Here is a 21869-nt window from a genome sequence, read left to right as displayed (position 1 = left end):
ATTATGGATAAGAAATGGTATACACAATCCGACTTCATCCTGGGTGCGGGAGCCGTTGCAGTGGTTGGAATGCTCGTTGTTCCTTTGCCTGGATTTGTTTTGGATATTCTGATCTTATTCAGCTTGGCTTTGAGTCTACTCATCGTTTTGACTTCCTTGTCCATCAAGGAACCGTCCGAATTTTCGATTTTTCCTAGTTTATTATTGATCACGACTATCTATCGTCTGGCGCTGAACGTTTCCACAACTAGACAAATTTTGTCCAAGGGTCCCGCAATAAATAGTGCGATCATAGATGCGTTCGGTTCTTTCATCGTGGGAAGCGAATCCGGTTTAAGTAAGTATGTGGTCGGATTTATTATCTTCTTAATTTTAGTGATCGTTCAGGTATTAGTGATCACTAAAGGAGCGACCCGTATATCCGAAGTGGCAGCAAGGTTCACATTGGATGCATTGCCTGGTAAACAGATGGCAATCGACATGGAACTTTCCACTGGAAATATAAACGAGGCGGAAGCTCGTAAAAGAAGAAAGAAGATAGAACAAGAAGTGGATTTTTACGGTTCCATGGATGGAGCGAGTAAATTCGTGCAAGGTGATGTGCGAGCAGGACTTATCATCACCGCGATCAACCTGATCGGAGGTGTTGTCATCGGTGCAAGCATCCGCGGAGAATCTTTCATATCTGCGATCGAAACGTATGGAAAGTTCACCATCGGAGACGGACTTGTTTCCCAGATCCCTGCACTTCTCACTACTGTAGCTACGGGTATCATCGTCACCCGCTCCGGATCCGAATCGGATCTAGCGAAACAATTTAAGACACAACTATTTGCGAACTCCAAAGTATTATATGTTGTCGCGGTCTCTATGGGACTCGGCGCATTTATCCCCGGTTTACCTTTTATTCCGATGGTACTTCTTGCCGGCGGACTCGCTTACTTAGCATATTCTCTAGAAAAAACCGTGCAGGAACAACTCGAGGTTTTGGAGAAGAAGGAAAAAGAGGCTGTCGGGGATCGCAAACCTCGGGATTATTACGATGAACTTAGGATCGAGCCGATCGAGATCGAATTCGGTTATCATCTGGTGCCTTTAGTGGATGCTTCCCAGGGCGGGACATTGATGGACCAGATTTCCAACTTAAGAGGAAAGTTTGCACGTGAAAGCGGGATCGTCATTCCTCCTATTCGTATATTAGATAATTTGGAAATACCTCCGGATCAATTTACGATCAAGATCAACGGAGTGGAAGTCGGCTCCAGCACGATCCGTCCGGAAAAACTTATGGCTATGCCTTCTGCGGAAAGCCAGGACCTTTCTTCCATCGAAGGGGAATCTTTCTTGGAACCTGCCTACGGAAGGACTGCAAAATGGATCTCTGCTGATTCCAAAGGAGATGCGGAATCCAAAGGTTTTATCGTAGTGGATTCTTCTACTGTTATCATCACATACTTAAGAGAATTACTTGCGACTCATGCTTCCAGTTTGCTTGGAAGAGAAGAAGTCAAAAAACTTCTGGATCATTACAGAGCCCAATATCCGACGCTTATCCAAGAATTGGAAGCGGACAAACCAGGGAATTTGGGAATGTTACAGCAAGTTCTTCAAAATCTTCTCAGAGAAGGTTTGGGCATCCGCAATCTTGTCCCGATTTTGGAAACGGTCGCAAACAAGATGAGCAAGTATCCGAACCCTTATGTTCTTACGGAATTCGTAAGGCAGGCAATCTCCAATACGATCGTAAAAGATTATATGGTGGACGGAAAACTTCAGGTCATCGTGGTAGAAGGTCGTGTGCTCGACAGATTGAACAAATCTCTCGCGCAGGATCGTTTGGAAGGAAGGGATATTTTAGTCCTCCCTCCCGATTTCCAAAGAAGACTTTTGGAATCCGTGGCGGATATGAATCGCAGGGTCCAAGAAGGAAGAGGATTCCCGATCTATGTGGTGAACAGAGAAGTCAGAATGCCTTTCGCTTATTTTTTAGCGAAGGAATTTCCGCCTAGGAACTTTGCGGTACTCGCATTAGAAGAGGTTCATTCTTCCGTTCCTACCGTGATTGCCGGGGAACTTAAGGTGACACAAGCCCAGGCGGCGGAACCGGCGGAAGTGAGTTAAGAAAACGTAATATTTTAATCGAAAAAACAGGAGGATAGCATGGATTTCGCAAAGATTAGGGGCAAGGATCTACAGGATTGCCTAATGCAGATGAAGATGAAATACGGCCCGGAAGCCCATGTCATCGAGCATCGGATTTTGACCGAAGGTGGGGTATTCGGGACAGGACTCATGGCCCGGAAGGTCGTGGAGATCCAAGTCGGTATCCCGGAAAAGGCAAGTTCCAGAGAGAAAGTGGAGAAAAAACTCCAAGACCTAAAAGAACTATTAAAACAAAAGTCCACTCTGGGCTCCGAAAAAAGAAGAAGTCTGGAAGAATTACCGAGCTGGGAAGAAAGAACTTCTCGTCCGAGGACTTCTTCTTTGCCAAAAGAACTAATAGAAGTCACCTCCGAAGAAACCAGATCGGATGAGGATTTAGGTCTTTCTTTTTCCAAAGAGTTCGAGCCTAAAATCGGAAGGCCGATCCGTAAGGAGCAGGATTCCAATATCCTTAAAATGAGGGATAAGCTTGTTCGAGATGGAATGAGCGAGGCATACGCGGAAGAAATTATTTCCCAAGTGGAAGAGAGACTTTCTCCATTGGATCGTTCTCGTACGGTGGCAGTTCAGGAAAAAATTATAGAAGTACTGTCCGAAAGAGTGCAGGTTGAGCCGGATATTTTTAAAGGAACCAGAAGAGGACAGAGAAAAGTGGTCTTTTTTGTCGGACCTACAGGCAGCGGAAAGACGACAAGCATCGCAAAACTAGCCGCTAAGTACCATCTTCATATGGGAAAATCCGTGTCTTTATACACAACCGACAATTATAGGATCGCGGCGATCGAGCAACTGAAACGCTACGCGGATACCATGGAAATGCCTTTTTATGCGGTAAAAGATCTGAAACGTTTTCAGGAAACCTTGGCAAGAGATGGCTCCGAGTTGATCCTCATCGATACTGCGGGTTATAGCCATCGGAATGTGGACCAGTTGAGTAAAATGTACGGATACCTTTCGGCTTTCGGAGAAAGGGACAACGTTGAAAATATCCTTGTATTATCCGCCACATCTTCGTATCATCACACCCACTCCGTAATGAAAGCCTACGAACCCCTTGGATTCCGTAGAATTTTATTAACTAAACTGGACGAAGCGGAATTTTTGGGTGGATTTCTGGAACTAGCCGATACACTTAATAAGGGTTTTACCCATTTAAGTGTTGGTCAAGAAGTTCCCTTTGATATGATCCCAGCGGAAAAACACCAACTCGCTGAATGCGCAGTAAATCCGGAAAAAATAATCGAGATCCGTGGAGAAGTATTCTCCGCTTAGGGTTTCGGTAAAAACCTAAGTCCCAGAGAAAGAGGTTAGGATGGACCAAGCGACTCAGTTGCGGAAACTTACCGAGGGTAATACGAGTTTAAAACTCGTGTCTTCAACCAAACCTATGACTAAGATTATAGCGATCGCTTCCGGAAAGGGTGGGGTCGGTAAAAGTACTATCTCAGTTAATCTCGCCATCTCCATGGCTAAGGCGGGACAGAAGGTCCTAGTATTCGACGGAGACCTAGGACTTGCTAACGTGAATGTGATCTTAGGGATTATCCCTAAATACAATTTATATCACGTAGTCAAGGGACATAAAAGCCTAAAGGACATTATCATCCAAGCTCCGGAAGGGGTGGATATTATCGCAGGTGCAAGCGGCTATTCTCAACTTGCGAACCTAAATGATACCCAAAGAAATAATTTGATCAAAGGATTCGCAGATCTGGATTCTTATGATTATATGATCATAGATACGGGAGCAGGGATCAGCTCTAACGTGATCGGACTCACACTTCCTGCGGATGATGTGATCGTAGTTACTACACCTGAACCTACGGCGATCACAGACTCATACGGACTCATCAAAGCGATCGTTTCCCAAAGCAGAGACAAAAATCTTAAGATGGTGGTGAACCGTGTACGTTCCGCCATCGAAGGGAAGAAGGTTGCGGACCGTGTGATCGATATCTCCGGTCAGTTCCTGGAAGTGAGAGTTGAAAATTTAGGATTTATCTTCCAAGACGACGAGGTGGAAAAAAGTATCCGGGAACAAAAACCGTATATCATTCATTCGCCTAAGAGTAAAGCAGCAGCTTGTTTGAATCGTATCACATATTCTCTTCTGAACCAGGAAATGGATGGTGGAGATGATTCCGGGATCACCGGCTTCTTCAAAAAATTCTTCAATTTCGTGGACGTTCGAGAAAAACAACAGAGCGAGGAAGAGTGAACCTGCAAATCGGTTTTCTCGGTTTTTTCTCCTTTTTAGGACTCATCATAAGTCTGGTTTGTGGAATCATGGTCGGAAATTACTTCGGCCATATTGCCCTCGTTACATTTTTGTCCACGGTCGGAATGGCTGTTTTCGGATTTGGTGTATATTCCGTTTTAGCTTCCAAGGTCCCTGAATTTTTAGATCTACTCGGAAATTTCACCGGTGCATCTGCCGGCGGAGAAGAGGATGGGCTCGAAGGCGGAAATCGCCCTTCCTATTCGGAGCATGCGGATATGGATACTTCTACCGCTCATTTTGATTCTCCGACGAGTGCAGATGAGATCCGGGCCGCTGCAAGCGGAATCCCTCGTAAAAAAGCGGATAAATTCGGAGATCATATTATCGTAGAAAATATCGCGATCAAAAATGAGCCGAAGTTGATGGCAGAAGCGATCCGGACAATGCTCGCCAAAGACGACGGTAACCAGGAAAAATAGTAAAAATCTTTCCGACCGGGATCCTACCTCGGCCGGAATTCCTAGGGTACGATTTCCACCCACCGAGTATCAAATTCTCCGAATGTAGGATCTCTTACATCGAGTAAAATACCCGATTTCCGCACAGAAACCCAATGAGACAAAAAACTGCTTGATTTCCCTTTTTTGAGACAAAAAATGCTATTGCAAATCGGTTTGGTCCACGACACTCTTAAGCAGAGGACCACCCTATTCCGTTGTTATGTCCAAACTTTTCGAAAAATACAATAATACGGATGAAACCGAGCTTTGGAAGTCCTATAGAGACTCTAAAGACCAGAATATTCGCAGTTATCTTGTAGAAAAATACTCTCCTCTAGTCAAACATGTGGCCGGTCGTATTGCGATCGGTATGCCTCAAAACGTTGAGTTCGATGATCTTGTTTCGTACGGTGTATTTGGTCTTCTAGATGCGATCGAAAAATTCGATCCGGAAAGACAGATCAAATTTAAAACCTATGCGATGACCCGGATCCGAGGTTCTATCTTCGACGAACTTCGTTCCATCGACTGGATCCCTCGCTCCATTCGCCAAAAAGCGAAACAGTTGGAGCAAATTATCGGGATGCTCGAGAACAAAGAAGGCGCTCATGTTGAGGATGAAGCGATCGCAAAAGAAATGGGGATCTCCGTCGAGGAGTTCAACTCGCTTCTTACTAAGATCAGCGGTACCTCACTCGTCTCTTTAAATGATATTTGGTTCCTTGGCGATGAGAACGACGAGGTTTCTTTCATGGAGACGTTAGAATCTCCGATGAATATGAACCCGGACACCATCATCGAAAAAGAAGAGATCAAAAACGTGATCGTGGAAGCGATCAAAACCCTTCCGGACAAAGAAAAAAAAGTAATCGTTCTTTATTATTACGAGGATCTAACCTTAAAGGAGATCGGAGAAGTATTAGAAGTAACCGAATCCAGGATTTCCCAACTTCATACGAGAGCCGTGGCAAGACTTCGTAGTAAATTAGGAAAGGTGAAATCGGTTATTAGTAAAAAGTAATAAACTATACGCGCAAGAACCCACGTTTTTTATAAATGGAGGGAATGGGAAGTTTGGAATATGTATCGCTTCCTATGGGGCGCGATACACCCGTTCTCCGGGGAATCTGATTTTCAAAACACCCGGACCCGATTTGTAGGAGGACAAAGGTTCTTGAGTCTTACATCCTTTCTAAAAGACCAATCCAAAGAACTAGACAAGCTCGAAAATGAGCAGGTAGAAGTCATAGCTCCTACATTGGAAAAATGTCTTCAGCTAGCTGCCGCTCATCTAAAGAGAAAATCGCACGAAATCGACTATATAGTAATTAAACGCGGAAAGAAAAAATTTTTCGGCTCCGAGCCTTGGCATATTAGAGCATCCATCCTACCGGAAGATACTTTCTTAGACGAACTTTCGGAATTGGACAAAAAATTAACGGGTGGCTCAGGCAAGCTAGTCTCCAAAGATCTGAAAGAGTTCCTTCAGCCTAAGGACAGAGACGGAAGAGCAGTCGTTCAAATTTTCAGAAACGGAACATATCTCACAATTTATCCGCCTTCCGGTGATGGAAAAGCAATCGAACTTTCGGAAGTTTCTCGCAGACTTTCCGTTCGAGGAATAAACGAAGTAGACGACGGCCAGATCAAGAAGATCGTAAAAGAGGCCAAGGGTGAACCCATCTATATTTCCAATATGAAACCAAGGCAGGGTGCCGAGGCGAAAATGGTATTGGATATTGCTCCGGACAAGATGAAAGCCAAGATCACTTTCATTCCTCCAAAACCAGGCGGAAGAGATCTGGAAGTAAAAGATGTAGTCAATTATCTCAAGAACGCCGGGATCAAATACGGTGTAAAAGAAGAAGAGATCCAAAAAAGGTTGGAAGACGAATTCTATAACCAACCTTTCACCGCCGCCGAAGGAGATCCTCCTGTAAACGGAAAGAATGCACAGGTCATCTATCATGTTCGTATCAGTAAGAAGGTAGTCTTCCGGGAAGACGAATCCGGAAAAGTGGACTATAAAGACATGGACTTGATCGAGAACGTAGTCGTTGGACAACTTCTCGCGGAAAAAATTCCTGCGGAGAGAGGGAAATACGGCCGCACATTATTTAACGAACTTCTTCCCGCAAAAGACGGATTAGACACGGAACTCAAACAAGGAAAAGGAACCATCCTTTCCGAAGACAGGACCAAACTCACTGCGGAAGTGAACGGTCAGGTCGTTTATGCAAGCGGTAGACTCTCGGTGGAAACCGTGTATAGGGTCAACGGTGATGTAGGAATCAAGACAGGTAACGTTACTTTCTTAGGTTCTGTGATTATCACAGGAAACGTAGAAGACAATTACTCAGTTAAGGCAGCCGGAAATATAGAGATCTACGGCACGGTCCAGAAAGCAAATGTGGAAGCTGACGGAGATATAATCATTCGCCAAGGGGTTTCCGGAAGGGACGAGGCCCGTATTGAATCCACAGGTGGGAACGTAATCGCAAAGTTTATCCAGAACGCGACCGTTGTGACGGAAAAAGACGTGGTGGTCCAAGAGGGAATTCTTCACTGCTTTGTGAGCGCGGGTGGAAAAGTGATCTCAAATGGTAAGAGGGGACAGATTGTAGGAGGTACAATTCGCGCTTCCGATACGATCTCTGCAAAGGTCATAGGATCCTCCGCCAACCCACCTACGGAACTGATTGTAGGAACAGATCCTAAGGTATTAAAACAGATCTCCGAATACGAAGAAAAACTGGCTGAAAATCAGGACAAGTTCGAACAAATCTCTAAAAGTCTTAAGACGCTTAAGGCGAGAAAGGAGAACGACCCTGCTTCCTTCACCCAGGACCATGAGCAACAGTTGATTAAAACCAGTAAGGCCGCTGAAAAGCTGGAGATCCGGGTCAGAGAATACGAAAACGAGATCCAAAACCTTAAGACATATATAGAGGAACGGGCCGCAAACGGCAAGATCAGTGTCGAAAAGACCTTATATGGCGGGGTCACCATCAAGATTAAAAGTGCGGACTTCAAGACTCGTAACGAGATCAAACATAAGACCTTTGTGGAAGAAAACGGGGTGATCCGACAATTGCCGTTCCAAGATCCTGAACCGGATAAAAAAGACTGGAGAAAAAACAGATCTAGAGGAAAATAAAGGATATGAGGCTGAACGAACCTCTTTCCGGATACGGCGCGGCGAATGATCTCGTCCGAAGGGCTATGGTGGAGAACCCACATACTCTTTCCAATGTGATCGCTCAGAACGAAAAATCGATCCGTGAATATTCCATAGATAAAAAGTATGCGGTGCAGATGTACACCGAAACTTTCTCTTTATCTCCGGAATATAGGGAAAGACTTCGCAATTCATACACCCAAAGGATCGGAGAAATAGAAAAGGAAATCCGTTCTTTTAAAGGGCCAAAACCCGAGGGTGGTAAGGAGAGAATTTTCTCCTACGATAAGAGCGGTAGAAAAACCGAAATTCGGACACCTACTCGTTCTACAGTGGACTATATAGCGTAATAAAAACTCGCACCGGGTTTTCCCGAGGAATGTTGTTGGAAATCCTCGAAAAGGACGCTCGTGCGATGGAATTATTCACAGTCCTATTCTTAAACATTATTATAGCTGTAGGCTTGTACGTAGGTATATCCGCGCAAGTAACAAAGAGGATCCGTTCTCATATGATCCGTCGTATCAACGAAGAGATACGGACCTTGGTGGACGAGATCCAGACGGAAACGGAAAGCCAGATAGAACTTCTAAATTCCAAGATCCAAGCCTATAAAATATTGGTACAACGTTCCGATTCCTTGGAAGAAAAATACAGATCCATTCTCCAAAAATTGGAATCACTTCCGGAAAAAATACTTTCTACCGAAGGGCAAAAATTAGAAAAACAGAATATAATTCCCGAACCGATTTTGGAATTCGAGAGTGTCGAAGAAAAATTGGAAGCGGAAGAGCCTTCTATCCTTACTCACCAAGAAAAGGTCCAAAGCTCCGATGAGGAAAAATTTAAGAACGAGTATCTGACTCTAATTCGAGAAAAGCAAAAAGAATTAAAAGCCGCTCCGACCGAATCCTTGGAGAAAAGAAAACAAGAACTCGCTGCAAAAGCGGGAGAAGGAGTCGGAAGGCTCTATAAACAGAATCTGAGAGAAAATTATTCTCCGGAAAATCCTAAACCCTTCTTGGATCCGGAAAGAAAAAATCTGAAAAAAGAGCCATCTTCCGTTTCCGAAGTGGATTCAGGAACTTTGGGAATTCTGAAAACCTTCGGCAAGAAGATCAAGGACGTGATGGGTTGGAAAGATGCTCAGGAATTGATGTCCGAAATTTCTCCTACAAGGACTCCTCAACCTATGTACAACCCAAGTTCTACATTCGATATTTCTTTGGATGGAGATCCGTTCGAAGAGAATAAAATCGAATTTCCGGAAAATATTAGCGGAGGATCTTTAAAAGCGGAGCCGGAGTATACGCCCGAACTGGATCCTAAGAAAACGAGTTCTAAATCCAAAAGGACCGACAATAAAATTCCTGTGGAAGAGAATTTCGGAAAAATCCTGGAAAGGAAGATGACGGGTTACACTCCTCAAAAACCGGATTCCGTAAAAATTTCATCCGAAACTGCGCTAAAAGACCTGGGAGAAGGGGCGAGTAAAATAGAGAAGGTCGTTTTCCTCTTGAAAAAAGGATACTCCCATGAGGAAATCTCAGAAGCCTTGGATCTCGCCACCGGTGAGGTGGACATTATCGAAAGATTTAGGTTGGAGAGAAATAGGAGGACCTAATGTCCCAATTTAGCGTCTTGAACGTTGGTTTTGGAAATATAGTTATGGTTTCCAAGATCGTGGGTATCATTCATTCGGATTCAGCTTCCGCAAAAAGGATCCGAAACGAAGCCAAAAGTAATAACAGTTTGGTAGACGCGACTCAGGGAAAAAAGACCAGGTCCATCATAATCACGGACTCTAACCATCTGATCCTTTCCAACTTAAGAGTGGAAGCCCTCACAAGAAGGATAGAAAGCAGGGATAATTCCATCGCTGAAGAAGAGGAAGAAAAGGACTGAAATCTCCCAAGTTGATCGTTCTATCCTCCGTAGCAGGAGGAGGCAAATCCACACTCATCCAAATGATAAGGGCCAAACATCCGGATTTGGCTTTTTCAGTTTCCTGTACTACTCGGCCTCCACGTCCGGGTGACAAGGAAGGTGTAACGTATTTTTTTCTAACGAAGGAAGAATTCGAGTCCGGGATCGATCGGGGAGAATTTTTAGAATGGGCCAAGGTCCACGATAATTATTACGGAACTCCCGCCAAATTCGTAAACCTATGTATGTCTTCGGGCAAATCGGTCATTATGGATCTAGACGTGCAGGGAGCCGCACAGCTAAAACGAAAGCTTGGGGAAGAAGTGATCACAATCTTCATACTTCCGCCTAACGAAGAAGAATGGGAAAAAAGACTTCGCGGTAGAGGGACTGACTCCGAGGAAAGTATCCTGAAGAGGATCAAGAACGGAAAGGAAGAATTAGCTCATAAAGACGAATTCGATCATATCATTATAAACGATACACTGGAGCTCGCGTTGTCCCGTCTGGAAGAAATACTATTTTAGTAAATTTCGGACAAATCCCGGAAACCCGGATCAATTACTCCTGTCTTATTCGTTGACTAAGGATCGGATAAATATGAAATTCTTACCTTCTTCTATCTTCATTCTGCTACTAACCACTTTCAGCTTCCAATGTATGTTCCTGATCAAACCCAGGAAAGATTTCGAAAAAAGTAAGAACTTACTCGCTCCAGACTATTCTAAGTCGGAATTTTGGGCCGCACATCCCGACAAAAAAGATAATGCCGATCTTGTTCCAGAAAATTCAGGTTTAAAAGAAAACCAGTCTATCGCAGAGGCGGATACTTTTTATATCCATCCAACCACCTTGCTCCTACGACCCAAATACTGGAATGGAGATCTAAAGGATGAGAGTTTAAACGAAAGAACGGACAAACATCCAGTTCGGACCCAGGCAAGTGCGTTTAACGAATGTTGTAAAGTTTACGCTCCTCGGTATAGACAGGCTGCATTTTTTGTTTTTACAAAAGATGCTTCCGAAGGACAGGCCGCTTTGGATTTTGCCTACGAAGACGTGAAAAATTCCTTTTTGTATTATATGAAACACTGGAATCAAGGAAGACCCTTTATTATAGCTTCTCATAGCCAAGGCACAAGACATTCTATCCGTTTACTAAAGGAAGTGATATCTACTAATCCCGAATATAAGAAAAACTTGATTGTCTCTTATTCGATCGGATTTCCTTTTAAACAGGAAGAGACAGGTCTACCGGTGTGTTCCGGTCCGAAAGAAACGGGATGTGTGGTGGGGTGGAATTCCTATATTTGGGGATATTCGCCAGGCAGATTGTTGGACAGATATGGAAAAGATACCGTTTGTGTGAATCCGTTGAGTTGGAAGCAGGACGAGGAATATTCTCCGAAGTCCGAAAATTTAGGAAGTGTGAACAGAAGTTTTGATCAATTGATCCCTGGAACTGCAGATGCAAAATGTAATTCCGGAGTTTTATGGATACACGAGCCTGAGATTTCTCGGACGCCGAATTTAGGAAAGGACGGGAATCTACACACAGGAGATTTTCATTTTTTCTATTCGAATATTAGAAAAAACGCAAAAGAGAGATTGGAAGTTTTTTTAAAAAATCGAAACTCTAAGGGAGTCTCTGTTTGCTTCGTGCGAAATACTAGTTTGTGCAGTAAGTCTGTTCTATCACGATAGAAGGCATATCCGTTCTTTTGCCGTCCAGATCCAACTTCTTATTCTTTAGATAAAATCCGCAAACTTCCACATAGGAACCTACGGAGACTCGGTTCATTAAACTATAATCGTCTGAATCAAGGACAACGGGTTTTCCGGAAAAATGGACTACAAATCGGATAGAATTTCCTTTGTACAAAACATGGGTCACTGTTCCGGCAACTCGAACGGTTTCTCCTACAGCTTTGCCCGGATTATTGACCAGTTCTTCGCCGGAAACATATTTAGGTTTTACAGGAGCGGCTTTTTTACTCTTAGAGTAAACGGCTCCTGAAGATAGTACTAGTATAGAAAAAAAGAGGATGGTTTTCTTCTTCATAAAATTTTAAAGTTCTTCTGATTCGGAATTGGATTCGGGAGCCTTTATCACGTCGGATCTGGACAACCATTTATTCGTAATATTCGCCCTACGTTCCGCTGGGAATAAGGTGAGAAGGTAAGTAGTGATCGTTTGTCTACCGTCCTGTTCCGCATCCTTGTCCATTTGGATAAATACGTCTATGATGTCCTTGTCAGGCCAATTGGTCAACATCTGCACGGCATTGTCCGGAGGCATATTCGCTACCTTCTCTGCCATGACCTTAACCAATTTACCTCTACTATTTCGTTCGGATTCGGAGGACTTGAGCTCATTCTCCTTGGAAGTAAGACCTCGTTTCAGTTCCTCGATCTTTTCCAATTCCGCTTCGAGACGTTCTTTTTCTTTTTTAAGCTCTTCTTCTCTTTGAGAGATCTCGTCTCGGTCTTTGGCGAGTCTTTCCATTTCTTTACGGAATTCCAACTTCTCTAATTCGGAAGGAGATTCTGAATCGGGGTTAACTAAGCCGGGTTCAGTCCTTAAAAAAGGAAAAATTTCGGCAGCGTCTATGATCTGAAAATAATGAAACGCAAAAAATCCGATCAACACTAAGAAGAAGATCAGAAGTACTAAATATACTGCTCTTGCTTTATCGGTTAAACTTGCCACTTCTTATACCCGAATGTCCAGCCTGGATCCTGAAATTCTTTTTTCCAATTCCCCAGCCTTATTCTCTAAATGGGAAATCTTATCTTGGAGATTTGCCATGCTCCCGATTAAAGGATCGGAAGATTCTACCGTTTTACGTACTTCTAAAAAGGGGAGGTCACTTTTTATAACGCTCGTAAAGTTTTCTGAGTTCAGAAAGTCCCGCATCTTCTGTACCGGTGCGCTCGATACCTCCCGTATCATAGGTAAATACTTTCGGATCCCGTTTAGATCTATCATCCCCATAAATTTCCTCCCTAGTTTTCCTATAAAGATCTGCTAAAAACTGCTCTTCTGCCTGGATTTTTTCCGCCTTTCGATAGGTATGTAAATACTCCTTAAAGCGGCTTTCCTTGAGAAGTTCCAGTACCTTCTTCTCTTTTCTTGCCTCCGATACTTCCGTTCTTTTTTTCTCCACGGGTTCGTCGAAGGAACGGATCTCGGTTTCTAACTCCGTGTTCCGGGTCAGAAGTTGTCTCATATACGTTTGCAAATAGGAATACTCCCTAAGGTCCGTACTTCCTGAGAGTTCAGTAGAAGATAGGGAACGTATCCTTGATTCGTTGGAATCTATTTCGGATTTACGCTGGTTGACTTGGGCCACTAGTTCCGAAAGTTCTTTGAGTTTTTGATCCTCTTTGATCTTTTTTAGACGAAGCACCGGATCGAGTCTGAATTGGAATCTTTTCATTGATTAAAATTCCTCTTCTTCTCTTTCTTCTTTTAAGATATCCTTTAAGCCGCTGATTGTTTGGGGAAAAAGGCTTCTTTCCATAAGTTTTTGTTTGAGATAAGAATCGATCTTATCTTTTTTCCGGATGGCAAGATCCACTTTAGGATCCGAACCTCTTACATAAGCGTTCAATAAGATCAATTCTTCCACTGAGTTATAAGTGGAGATAAGTTCTCGGACCATTCCGGCTCGCATAAATTGGTCTTCTTCCACTATGAATTGCATTACCCGGGAGAGAGAAGCGGGGATGTCGATCGCAGGATAATGATTTCTTTCCGCTAATTTACGAGAAAGAACGATGTGACCGTCTATATAACCTCGGACAGCATCCGCGACGGGATCTTCCATTTCGTCCGTGTCCGTTAGGATCGTATAAAATCCTGTGATACTTCCTCCGGATTTGGAGGTACCGGAACGTTCAACAAGTTTTGCTAATTTAGTAAAAACGGATGAACTAAAACCTCTGGTGATAGGAGACTCATGGTTGGAAACCGAGATCTCCCTATTTGCATGGGCGAATCTCGTCAAGGAATCCATCATTAAATTTACATGAAGTCCTTGCTCTCTGAAATATTCCGCAACGGAAGTGGCGAGTAGGGCGCAGTTTACCTGTTCCATCTTAGGCGCGTCGGATGTGGCGGCAAATACGACAGACTTGGCAAGACCTTCTTTCCCGAGGTCTCTTTCCAAAAATTCGTTCACCTCTCTGCCTCGTTCTCCCACGAGTGCGATCACGTTAACATCGGCATTCGTAAATCTTGCGATCATACCGAGTAAGCTTGATTTTCCCACACCGGATCCGGAGAAAATCCCTAATCTTTGTCCTCTACCTACCGTTAAAATTCCATCTATGGCTCGAACACCTGTAAGAAGAATGTCCCGGATCACAGGTCGATCCAGAGGATTGATACTTTCTCCCTCCGGCGATTTTTCTTCGGAAGTTATGATGAGTCCTTTTTTGTCGATTGGACGTCCTACACCGTTTAGCACGCGGCCCAGGAGTTCTCTTCCCACGGGAACATTCAGGCTTCTCCCCGAAGAGAATACGAACGCATCCGGATACACACCTTCTACAGGACCCAAAGGCATGAGTGTATATACATGATTTTCGAAGCCTACGATCTCGCATTGCAGGTAACCTTCCGTTCCTGCTTTTTGGACTTCCATGATCTCTCCGATCTTGGAATCGGGAGGTCCTTCCGAATAGATTACGTTTCCGGAGACACGAACGACTCTTCCAGATTTGCGGATGGTTTCTGTGCGGTCCAAGATCAGGAAATACTTGGAGATGACGTCTACCTTTTCGTGGAACTTCTTCTCTATCATAATCTTGGCTCTTAGATACCGGATACTGTCCCTAGGATTTTACCCCGAGTCAAGTGATAATGAGAATATAACTGAATTATGTCACATCTGAATAAAGAGAGAAATCCGTCGAAGCTATTACAAAATCCCCTTCCAAAGTTCCCTTCAGCTATTGTCGGGTTTGAGTGCCTACAAAGAAAACCCCCCTGACCCGACCGCCTGGAACGGCGGCCGGGTAGGAGACTAAGTTTGGACGTGAATGGTGGATTAGATCGGCTCCGCATTTCGAATTGCTTCTTCGATTTCTTTGAGCTGTGTGGAGATCCTTGCATCGATGGCTCCAACGTCCGTCTCGATGATGACCCCACCTCTGTCGACGCGGGAGTCTTCGTAGATATTGACCTTGCGAAGAGATTCCATAAGTTTGATAAGTTCGTCTTTGTGAGCCGTGGTGATCTCCAGGTCCGCAAAGTTGACCCGGATATCCACACGGTCCCTGTCCTTGATCCGTTTCAGGGCTTCTCTAATATTATTGAGTACGATTTCTTTACGTTCAATGATCTCGTCTTTGATGATCTTACGAGCGATGATCAGGATCATCTCCACCATCTGTTTCTCGGATGCTTGGATAAGTTCCGCACGGATATCGATCGCTTTACCCACAATGGTCCCGAGACGGTCGATGAGGCGTCGGACTTCTCCTTGGCCTTTTCTGAAACCAACTTCTCGTCCTGCTTCAAATCCTTTTAAGTAGGCCTCATGTTCGATCTCCGCCGTTTTCATTTCGGCTTCTTTGATCATTCTTTCGGCTTCCATCTTGGCTCTTTCCAAGATCTGTTCCGCTTTGGCTTTGCCGGAATCCTCTTCGAGTTTGATCTTCTCTTTTGAATCCTGGATCATTTGGAAGGCTTTTTTACGACCTTCTTCCTCGATCTCCTCCGACTTGCGGCGGGAGTCCTCGAGCATGGTTTTGATATTTTCTTCCGTTTCTTCTTTATAACGGTTGAGCTCGGCCTCGATCTCTTCGATAGAAGGACCTTGGTATTGCTCGATTATATTTCCTTCTTGGTCGACTTCGAACTCTTCAGCGTCTTCGTCCCTATGGAATTTTTTATATTTATCCGGGATCTGCAGCTCTACTTGATCCTGCATATCCGCGATTTGGATAGGTTTGAAGACTAGTTTTGCCATATTAGTTCTTTCTCCGGAACTTGATTCTTCCTGATTCTACGGATTCCTTAAAAATTTCAAGTAGTCCGTTCTGGGCGGTTTCAATCTCTGCCAGGGAAACCGGTCCCATAGAATCTTCTTCCAATCGGATGGAGGAGGCGAGCGTTGGGTCCAACCTCTCCAGTAAGACCTGTTTCGTTTCCGGTTCGGTGCCTTTAAAAGCGGTCGCGGTCACGATCGGATGGATCTCGGACAAAAACTTGTTTAGGGCATCTCGGCTCAGATCCATCAGGTCTTCCATTCGGAAGAAATGCTTATTTATATTTTCGGCAAACGAATGGCTCTTTTCGCGTATCCGCGAGAATAATTTCTGGGAATCTTGGGGGTCCAATTTGCCCAAAAGTTCCGCGGCCCTCTTTCCGCCCTTGTCCCTGGTAGGAACTCCAGACTGGGGAGATTTCAGGACTTCCCGTTTGAAGCGTAAGAACCTTTCCAAGGAGTCCAAAAGCCCCGCAGAAGAAAGGTCCAAATTCCGGATGGCAAGTAGGATCTCCTCTTGGGTTTCTTCCGGGAATTCTTCCAATACTCTGGCAGAAGTATCCGGATCCGCATGGCAGAATACGAGCGCGATCCTGTCTGATGATTCTCCGGCTACAATTTTGGAAAGTTCTTCCTTGGTATAGGACTTAAGTTCCTCGGACCATTCCGGTTCGGCAACCAGATCTTCTTTTAAGATGGTTTCGAGTTCTTGGATCAAAGCCAGGGTGTCTCGATCGATCCCTTCTTTCGGTACGCTGGAGAGTCCTTCTAAGAAGGACCCTAAAAGTTCTCTTTCTTGTTTCGCTTCCAGTTTTCCGGACTTGTGAAAACTTTCTAAAAGTTTGGACGTATCCTGAGGGCCAAGATGACGAAACACTTCCGGGGGAAGATGCTCCCCCAAGATTCGGAGGAGCTGTCCCGCCCGGTTTCTTTTTCCGGACAGGATACTCATTAGGTTGCTTCCTCTTCAGAGAGCCAGGTGCGGAGAAGTTGGGCCACTTCTTCCGGTTTTTCCCTGGCCAGGTTGATCGCGTTTTCGAGAAGTTCTCTTCTGAGTTTTTCGTCCAGAGAGAGTTCGACTTCTGCGCTTCCGTCGTCCATGACTCGGAGAGCAGCTTCTCTCATCATCTGCTGCATTGCTGCGAGTTCTTCTTCGCGTAGTCTGCGGCGTCTTGCGATCTCTTTTTTGATCGCTCTGTAAATGAGGATGGTAAGTATTAGGAATAATACGATGACCAAAGAGGCGATGACCATTTGGCGGATCGCTTTCTGTTTTCTTAATTCTTCGTCTTCTGCAGCGAATTGAGCGCTTCGATCTTTTGCAATGCTGATTACGGAGATTTGGTCCCCTCTTGCTTTATCTATTCCTACGGCTGCCTCTAAGTTTTTACGAATAGTTCGAATATCGTCATCCGAAACAGGGATATATGTTCTGTCGTATCCTGTTCCTTCCGCATTTTCTTTTTTAGTCCATTGACCGTCCACAACTACGGAGAGGTTGACTTTTTCGATCTTCCAAGGTTGTTTTTGGACTTCGCTCACTCTTCTGTTGAATTCGAAGTTATTGATATTCTCCGTTTTCTTATAATCCGCTTTTTGGTAGTCGGTGTCTTTGTAGCCGGGAGGAAGATTCGGTTCCGTTCCTGCGGGTCCGTCCGGAGTAAAACCTCTTCCGGTGAATTGTTCGCTGGTTTCTTTTGAAGAAACTTTTAAACTGTAACCGTCCACGATCTTTAACTCGGAGTATGGAGTGTTCGGATCATCCGGTCTTTCGATCACCGGAGAGACTTGATTATCTTTATAAGATTCCTTGTCCCAATTTAACATGTACTCGAAGCGGGTGATGTCCACTCTGTCTTCTCCGCCTAAAAACCAACGAAGAGTGTTTCTTACGTCGATGAGTCTTTGTATCCTTTGTTCTTCTTGGATTCTTAATTTCTCTTGAACCACTCTGAGTTCTAATCTTTCTTTTTCCAGGTCTTCTTCGAAGTCGGAAATGATCTTGCCGTCCGCATCCGCAACTACTACGTTTTCCGGTTTGAGTTTAGGCACCGCTCTGGAAACCAAGTTTACGATACCTTTGACTTCTTTTTTGGAAATCCCTTCGACTCCCGGGATAAAATGTAAAATAACCGAGGCTTTTACCGGAGAAGCATTCGAATTGAATAGTTCATCTTCCGGGATTGCGATATTCACGAATGCTTTGTCAACAGGGCGAAGTGTCATCAAGGATTGTTCGATAGCTCCTTTGAGCGCTCGATACTTTTTGATGTCCTTATCGAACTGGGTCTCCGTGAATTTTTCCACGTTGAAGAGTTCCCATCCTTGCACCCCGGCAGGGATCAGGTTCTCTTGGGCAAGTTTTGTGATAATTTCTTGCCTTTGTTCCGGATCCACACTCACGATGCTCGTGTCTCCGGAGCTATACGAATAGCCCATCGAGTCCAATTTTTTGGTAACCTCTGCAAAATCCTTCGCAGTTAGGTTTTGGAAGAGTATAACTCTATTCTTTTGAGAGGAAACGGTTGTCAGAAGCCCTAAGGCAACGACCACAGTGATCGCTACTCCACCTAAAATCAGTTTCTTTGTAGTATCTAAAGAGTTGAAGAACTCCTTGATATTGTTCAGAATCTTCTGTAATTGCTCGGGCATTTTCCTTCACCACCGGACAAGATAGGGGACATAATAGATTTTCGGAAACAAAGTACAATCCCTTTTTAAAAAAACTTTAGAATTTTTTTATTTTCTCCGGATTTTTTATATTATCCCTTTTGGTAAGTGTCTCGACGCAAAAAAATAAACCTTGCCGTACGGAATTACTTGATATGTGTTTAGTGTCGATTCGCTGGCTTCCAAGTTTCTCTGTAAAATTGTCTAGGAAATAAAACATTTTGAACATGAAACTGGCCCGGGAACATTCAAATTTTATAAACCTCGAAGAAGCAAAGAAGTTGGAAGAGTATTTTAAAACTCTAATATCAGCGGAGAAGGTCTCAAAGATCCAAGAAGTCGCCTCTTTTCGAACAAAGTACTTAACAATTGTGTTGGAGGATATATTCCAACCTTATAATGCTAGCGCTCCGGTACGGACTTCCGAATGTTTAGGTTTAGCCGAGATCCATGTTGTGGAAAATAAAAACTCTTATAAACCGAATGAAGGTATTGCTTTAGGCGCACAAAAATGGATACAGATCCACAAATACCAAAAGCCGAATTTCGATAATACTAGACATTGTATAAGCGGTTTGAAAGAAAAAGGGTATCGAATCGTGGCAACCTCTCCTTATACTTTCGAAAATTCCTACGAACTAGATACCTTACCGTTAGATAAACCAAGCGCCATACTATTTGGATCGGAAGAGCATGGGTTATCTTCCTATGCCAGGGAAGAAGCGGACGTATTTCTAAAACTTCCCATGTACGGATTTACGGAAAGTTATAATATTTCGGTAACAGTAGCTATAGTACTTTCGCATCTTGTGTTCAGGTTAAGAAAGGAAGTCCCGAATTGGACCTTAACGGAGGAGGAGAAGGTGTATATCCGAAATTCGTATTATAAAAAATGTCTTCATAACGGAAATCTTGTCGAATCCGACCTATTACAAAGGATCAGATCGGAAGCAACAAGGGTCCAATAGATCACTTCAGCCAAAAAAGTAGGGTAGGATGGAACAATATACCAGCGTTTCTAAGTTTATTAAAAAGTTTTCACTCGTATTTGGAGGAATTTTCTTATTTCTATTTATATTCCGGCTCATTTACAGTTATGCGGTCGGTCCTGAAACGAATATTGTAAACCAAGAACAAGGTTCTTCTATCAATTTCGACTATGGGCGTAAAAACTACGCCTCCGAAAAGTTTTATGCTCCTCAGGACAAGACTACGATCTCTGCATCTTCTCAAAAATACGAGAAGGTGGCCGCGGTTTCTTCCAAAACTTCCGAGTTCGAGGAGAACGAAAAGAAAACACGCAAGATGGTAGAGGATGCCAAGGGTGTCATCCAATACGAACAAAGATCCGGACTTCCCGGCAAAAGAACATTGCAGTTGGGAATTGGAGTAAACCCGGACGAGTTCGATTCCATGGTTGAATCCATCCAGACAATCGGAGTTATAGATTCTATTTCCGTGAACAAGACGGACAAAACGAACGAATACAAGAACATCACCGCTACGCGGATCTCTTTAGAAAAATCTAAAGCAGGGCTTTTGGGTTTAAAGGGAAAGAACGGAAAGATAGAAGAATTGATCTCTTTGGAAAAAGAAATTTTAGAGATAGAGGGTAAGATCCAAGACCTAGGGGTGAAGTTAGGAGAATTCGATCAGGAGAATGAATTTTGCACGATCAAATTTACCTTAAAGGAAACAGGTGCCGTTTCCGGAGGATTTGTTACTTTATTGAAAAAATGTAAAATATCCTTAGAGTGGACCATCAAATACGGCCTATTATTCTCTTTCTTATATGCATTTGCAGCTGTAGGAGGATGGATCACTTGGTTTTTCGGAACGAAAATTTTAAATTACCTGAGATCTAAAGGAATTCTTTAAGTATATTTTTTCGCACGGAGTTCACGGAGAACACAGAGAGTTTGATGTAGGAACTCCAACAGGATCGGAATCGGATTTGATTTTCCGTGTAGGAGTTCCCAAAGGATCAAAATCTAACTTGATTCCGCGTGTTGGAGTTCCTACAAATAAATCTCCACGGCTCTGTGTGAAAATAGTCTCTGAGCCCTTTAAACTCAGTGACCTCTGTGTGCTCCGTGCGAAATAAACTTTAATTTAAGTTCGATTTCGAAAAGAAAAACTGCAGAAGTTTCCTCATTTGATTTGTAGGAACTCCAGCACCCAGATATTCTCCGTCCACCCAGATCTCGAAATGTAAATGGATGTTTTCGTCATTCCCTTTTGCTTCTCCCATGAGACCTGAATTGCCAACGTTGCCTATCTCTTCACCCGCTTTTACCTTTGCTCCGGGTTTGATCCCTCTTTTAATCGAGGAAAGATGATTGAAAGAGGTCATAACTCCGTTTCCATGATCGATCCAAACCTGTCTTCCTCCAAAATCTTTTTCCACATAAGTAACTCCGTTTTTCTGAGCTAACGTGGAATATTTTTGGAATTCCGAAAGTGTCATAGGAGAATAATCCAGATCCGCGCGTATGATGGTTCCATCTGCGGGAGAAACCAAAACATCATCGAAGGTCAAACGTCTAGGTGGACCGATCTTCTCCCGTTTATAATAAATGTCTAATCCTTTGTGGATCCCGTTCCTGTATTCTCTGGGCGCGCCTGGAAGTTGATAATCTTTTTCCGGAAGAAGTCCGTCCGGAACAGGGTATTGATATCCTGTGAATTTATTGGAAATCGAATTTAGGACGGTTCCATTCAGCAGGATCTTAAATTCTCCGATCACGATACTCTTTTCTTCCGTTTTAGGAAAATATAATCTAAGAATGGATGCATCGATCGGAGGAAGATTATGATGGTTCACTAAGTCCACTCTATCGTTCTTAAAAATAGTTTTCCAATTTTCCTGGTGAAGGACTTGGATCTCGTATTCTTCTGCTGCTCTTTTTCCCCGGAACATAGGCACTAAAATTTCTATTGCATTGATCAGTCTTTTGGAACCGAAATCTACGATGATCCATTCCGGTTTATTCCCACCGGAAGAATACCAATACGATTTTGGATTGGAATCGAATAGATTGAAAGCTCCATATTCTTCATCGTAAGAAGAAGACACGGAATAAGAAAAAGGAGCCACTGTCACTTTTCCGAAGTCCAAAAAATCCACTTCGGAACCCAGTGAGCCGTAAGACTTGGGAGCTGCGGATAGACCGAAAGAAAGAGCCGTAAATAAAAGACAGATTTTTCGGATCATA

The 21869-nt window shown here is 43.7% G+C and carries 21 protein-coding genes; 13 read left to right on the top strand and 8 right to left on the bottom strand.

From position 1 onward, the window contains the following. The first annotated feature begins 3 nt into the window (after positions 1 to 3). From AB3N61_RS10375 to AB3N61_RS10325, 11 genes are all read left to right on the top strand, one after another. Complete coding sequence (locus AB3N61_RS10375; RefSeq protein ID WP_020770725.1) at positions 4 to 2121, top strand: flagellar biosynthesis protein FlhA; 2118 nt, start codon at positions 4 to 6, stop codon at positions 2119 to 2121. Between the two features lie 39 nt (positions 2122 to 2160). Next, a complete protein-coding gene (flhF, locus tag AB3N61_RS10370; RefSeq protein WP_367897523.1) occupies positions 2161 to 3435 on the top strand; it encodes a flagellar biosynthesis protein FlhF in 1275 nt (424 codons plus the stop codon). A gap of 40 nt (positions 3436 to 3475) precedes the next feature. Continuing rightward, positions 3476 to 4381 carry a MinD/ParA family protein gene (locus tag AB3N61_RS10365; protein ID WP_020770813.1) on the top strand — a complete coding sequence of 302 codons (906 nt, stop codon included), beginning with the start codon at positions 3476 to 3478 and terminating at the stop codon, positions 4379 to 4381. Next, positions 4378 to 4863 (top strand): hypothetical protein, encoded by a 486-nt coding sequence (locus AB3N61_RS10360; RefSeq protein WP_367897522.1) that lies wholly within the window; start codon positions 4378 to 4380, stop codon positions 4861 to 4863. The genes AB3N61_RS10365 and AB3N61_RS10360 overlap by 4 nt, the downstream gene beginning before the upstream one ends. 241 nt (positions 4864 to 5104) lie before the next feature. Further along, positions 5105 to 5905: an RNA polymerase sigma factor WhiG gene (whiG, locus tag AB3N61_RS10355; RefSeq protein ID WP_008592176.1), complete on the top strand. Its 801-nt coding sequence runs from the start codon at positions 5105 to 5107 to the stop codon at positions 5903 to 5905. Between the two features lie 153 nt (positions 5906 to 6058). Next, positions 6059 to 8041, top strand: a complete 1983-nt coding sequence (locus tag AB3N61_RS10350; RefSeq protein ID WP_367897521.1) for a FapA family protein — start codon at positions 6059 to 6061, stop codon at positions 8039 to 8041. Between the two features lie 5 nt (positions 8042 to 8046). After that, positions 8047 to 8412: a hypothetical protein gene (locus AB3N61_RS10345; protein WP_020770739.1), complete on the top strand. Its 366-nt coding sequence runs from the start codon at positions 8047 to 8049 to the stop codon at positions 8410 to 8412. Positions 8413 to 8477: 65 nt separating this feature from the next. Further along, a complete protein-coding gene (locus AB3N61_RS10340) occupies positions 8478 to 9686 on the top strand; it encodes a hypothetical protein (protein ID WP_367899084.1) in 1209 nt (402 codons plus the stop codon). Continuing rightward, a complete protein-coding gene (locus tag AB3N61_RS10335; RefSeq protein WP_008597280.1) occupies positions 9686 to 9967 on the top strand; it encodes a DUF370 domain-containing protein in 282 nt (93 codons plus the stop codon). The genes AB3N61_RS10340 and AB3N61_RS10335 overlap by 1 nt, the downstream gene beginning before the upstream one ends. Positions 9968 to 10029: 62 nt before the next feature. Next, entirely contained in the window at positions 10030 to 10515 is a 486-nt protein-coding gene (gmk, locus tag AB3N61_RS10330; RefSeq protein ID WP_367899083.1) for a guanylate kinase, read from the top strand. 73 nt (positions 10516 to 10588) lie between these two features. Beyond that, complete coding sequence (locus tag AB3N61_RS10325; RefSeq protein ID WP_367897520.1) at positions 10589 to 11692, top strand: DUF3089 domain-containing protein; 1104 nt, start codon at positions 10589 to 10591, stop codon at positions 11690 to 11692. On the opposite strand, the gene AB3N61_RS10320 is transcribed toward AB3N61_RS10325, so the two are convergent. From AB3N61_RS10320 to fliF, 7 genes are all read right to left on the bottom strand, one after another. Continuing rightward, positions 11658 to 12050, bottom strand: a complete 393-nt coding sequence (locus AB3N61_RS10320; RefSeq protein ID WP_020770644.1) for a TOBE domain-containing protein — start codon at positions 12048 to 12050, stop codon at positions 11658 to 11660. The two genes, AB3N61_RS10325 and AB3N61_RS10320, sit on opposite strands and share 35 nt — an antisense overlap. Before the next feature lie 6 nt (positions 12051 to 12056). Next, the gene (locus tag AB3N61_RS10315) at positions 12057 to 12698 is read right to left on the bottom strand and encodes a periplasmic-type flagellar collar protein FlbB (RefSeq protein WP_020770708.1); all 642 of its coding nucleotides are present in this window, start codon (positions 12696 to 12698) and stop codon (positions 12057 to 12059) included. A gap of 157 nt (positions 12699 to 12855) precedes the next feature. After that, complete coding sequence (gene fliJ, locus AB3N61_RS10310; RefSeq protein WP_020770705.1) at positions 12856 to 13428, bottom strand: flagellar export protein FliJ; 573 nt, start codon at positions 13426 to 13428, stop codon at positions 12856 to 12858. 3 nt (positions 13429 to 13431) lie between these two features. Continuing rightward, positions 13432 to 14796, bottom strand: a complete 1365-nt coding sequence (locus AB3N61_RS10305) for a FliI/YscN family ATPase (RefSeq protein WP_367897519.1) — start codon at positions 14794 to 14796, stop codon at positions 13432 to 13434. A 246-nt stretch (positions 14797 to 15042) separates the two neighbouring features. Beyond that, positions 15043 to 15966, bottom strand: a complete 924-nt coding sequence (fliH, locus tag AB3N61_RS10300) for a flagellar assembly protein FliH (RefSeq protein WP_008592071.1) — start codon at positions 15964 to 15966, stop codon at positions 15043 to 15045. Between the two features lies 1 nt (position 15967). Further along, positions 15968 to 16936 (bottom strand): FliG C-terminal domain-containing protein, encoded by a 969-nt coding sequence (locus AB3N61_RS10295; RefSeq protein WP_367897518.1) that lies wholly within the window; start codon positions 16934 to 16936, stop codon positions 15968 to 15970. Then, positions 16936 to 18636, bottom strand: coding sequence for a flagellar basal-body MS-ring/collar protein FliF (gene fliF / locus AB3N61_RS10290; protein ID WP_020770743.1), 1701 nt, complete (start codon positions 18634 to 18636; stop codon positions 16936 to 16938). The genes AB3N61_RS10295 and fliF overlap by 1 nt, the downstream gene beginning before the upstream one ends. A gap of 245 nt (positions 18637 to 18881) precedes the next feature. On the opposite strand from fliF, the gene AB3N61_RS10285 reads away from it, so the two are divergent. Next, positions 18882 to 19622, top strand: coding sequence for a TrmH family RNA methyltransferase (locus AB3N61_RS10285; RefSeq protein WP_367897517.1), 741 nt, complete (start codon positions 18882 to 18884; stop codon positions 19620 to 19622). A gap of 28 nt (positions 19623 to 19650) precedes the next feature. Further along, the gene (locus AB3N61_RS10280; RefSeq protein ID WP_020770629.1) at positions 19651 to 20532 is read left to right on the top strand and encodes a DUF4349 domain-containing protein; all 882 of its coding nucleotides are present in this window, start codon (positions 19651 to 19653) and stop codon (positions 20530 to 20532) included. A gap of 229 nt (positions 20533 to 20761) precedes the next feature. Here the strand turns inward: AB3N61_RS10280 and AB3N61_RS10275 are convergent, their stop codons facing one another. Beyond that, on the bottom strand, positions 20762 to 21868 hold the full coding sequence (locus AB3N61_RS10275; protein WP_367897516.1) for a discoidin domain-containing protein: 1107 nt from the start codon (positions 21866 to 21868) through the stop codon (positions 20762 to 20764). Between the last annotated feature and the right edge of the window lies 1 nt (position 21869).

The sequence above is a fragment of the Leptospira sp. WS58.C1 genome (assembly GCF_040833995.1).
GTDB classification, from domain to species: domain Bacteria; phylum Spirochaetota; class Leptospiria; order Leptospirales; family Leptospiraceae; genus Leptospira_B; species Leptospira_B cinconiae.
This window is presented reverse-complemented; position numbering and strand designations above follow the sequence as displayed.

Bases quoted from the DNA above. Each gene is read 5' to 3' on its own strand.
- AB3N61_RS10375 (WP_020770725.1), top strand. From the start codon at position 4: ATGGATAAGAAATGGTATACACAATCCGACTTCATCCTGGGTGCGGGA.
- flhF (WP_367897523.1), top strand. From the start codon at position 2,161: ATGGATTTCGCAAAGATTAGGGGCAAGGATCTACAGGATTGCCTAATG.
- AB3N61_RS10365 (WP_020770813.1), top strand. From the start codon at position 3,476: ATGGACCAAGCGACTCAGTTGCGGAAACTTACCGAGGGTAATACGAGT.
- whiG (WP_008592176.1), top strand. From the start codon at position 5,105: ATGTCCAAACTTTTCGAAAAATACAATAATACGGATGAAACCGAGCTT.
- AB3N61_RS10345 (WP_020770739.1), top strand. From the start codon at position 8,047: ATGAGGCTGAACGAACCTCTTTCCGGATACGGCGCGGCGAATGATCTC.
- AB3N61_RS10340 (WP_367899084.1), top strand. From the start codon at position 8,478: ATGGAATTATTCACAGTCCTATTCTTAAACATTATTATAGCTGTAGGC.
- AB3N61_RS10335 (WP_008597280.1), top strand. From the start codon at position 9,686: ATGTCCCAATTTAGCGTCTTGAACGTTGGTTTTGGAAATATAGTTATG.
- gmk (WP_367899083.1), top strand. From the start codon at position 10,030: ATGATAAGGGCCAAACATCCGGATTTGGCTTTTTCAGTTTCCTGTACT.
- AB3N61_RS10325 (WP_367897520.1), top strand. From the start codon at position 10,589: ATGAAATTCTTACCTTCTTCTATCTTCATTCTGCTACTAACCACTTTC.
- AB3N61_RS10320 (WP_020770644.1), bottom strand. From the start codon at position 12,050: ATGAAGAAGAAAACCATCCTCTTTTTTTCTATACTAGTACTATCTTCA.
- fliJ (WP_020770705.1), bottom strand. From the start codon at position 13,428: ATGAAAAGATTCCAATTCAGACTCGATCCGGTGCTTCGTCTAAAAAAG.
- AB3N61_RS10305 (WP_367897519.1), bottom strand. From the start codon at position 14,796: ATGATAGAGAAGAAGTTCCACGAAAAGGTAGACGTCATCTCCAAGTAT.
- fliH (WP_008592071.1), bottom strand. From the start codon at position 15,966: ATGGCAAAACTAGTCTTCAAACCTATCCAAATCGCGGATATGCAGGAT.
- AB3N61_RS10295 (WP_367897518.1), bottom strand. From the start codon at position 16,936: ATGAGTATCCTGTCCGGAAAAAGAAACCGGGCGGGACAGCTCCTCCGA.
- fliF (WP_020770743.1), bottom strand. From the start codon at position 18,636: ATGCCCGAGCAATTACAGAAGATTCTGAACAATATCAAGGAGTTCTTC.
- AB3N61_RS10285 (WP_367897517.1), top strand. From the start codon at position 18,882: ATGAAACTGGCCCGGGAACATTCAAATTTTATAAACCTCGAAGAAGCA.
- AB3N61_RS10280 (WP_020770629.1), top strand. From the start codon at position 19,651: ATGGAACAATATACCAGCGTTTCTAAGTTTATTAAAAAGTTTTCACTC.
- AB3N61_RS10275 (WP_367897516.1), bottom strand. From the start codon at position 21,868: ATGATCCGAAAAATCTGTCTTTTATTTACGGCTCTTTCTTTCGGTCTA.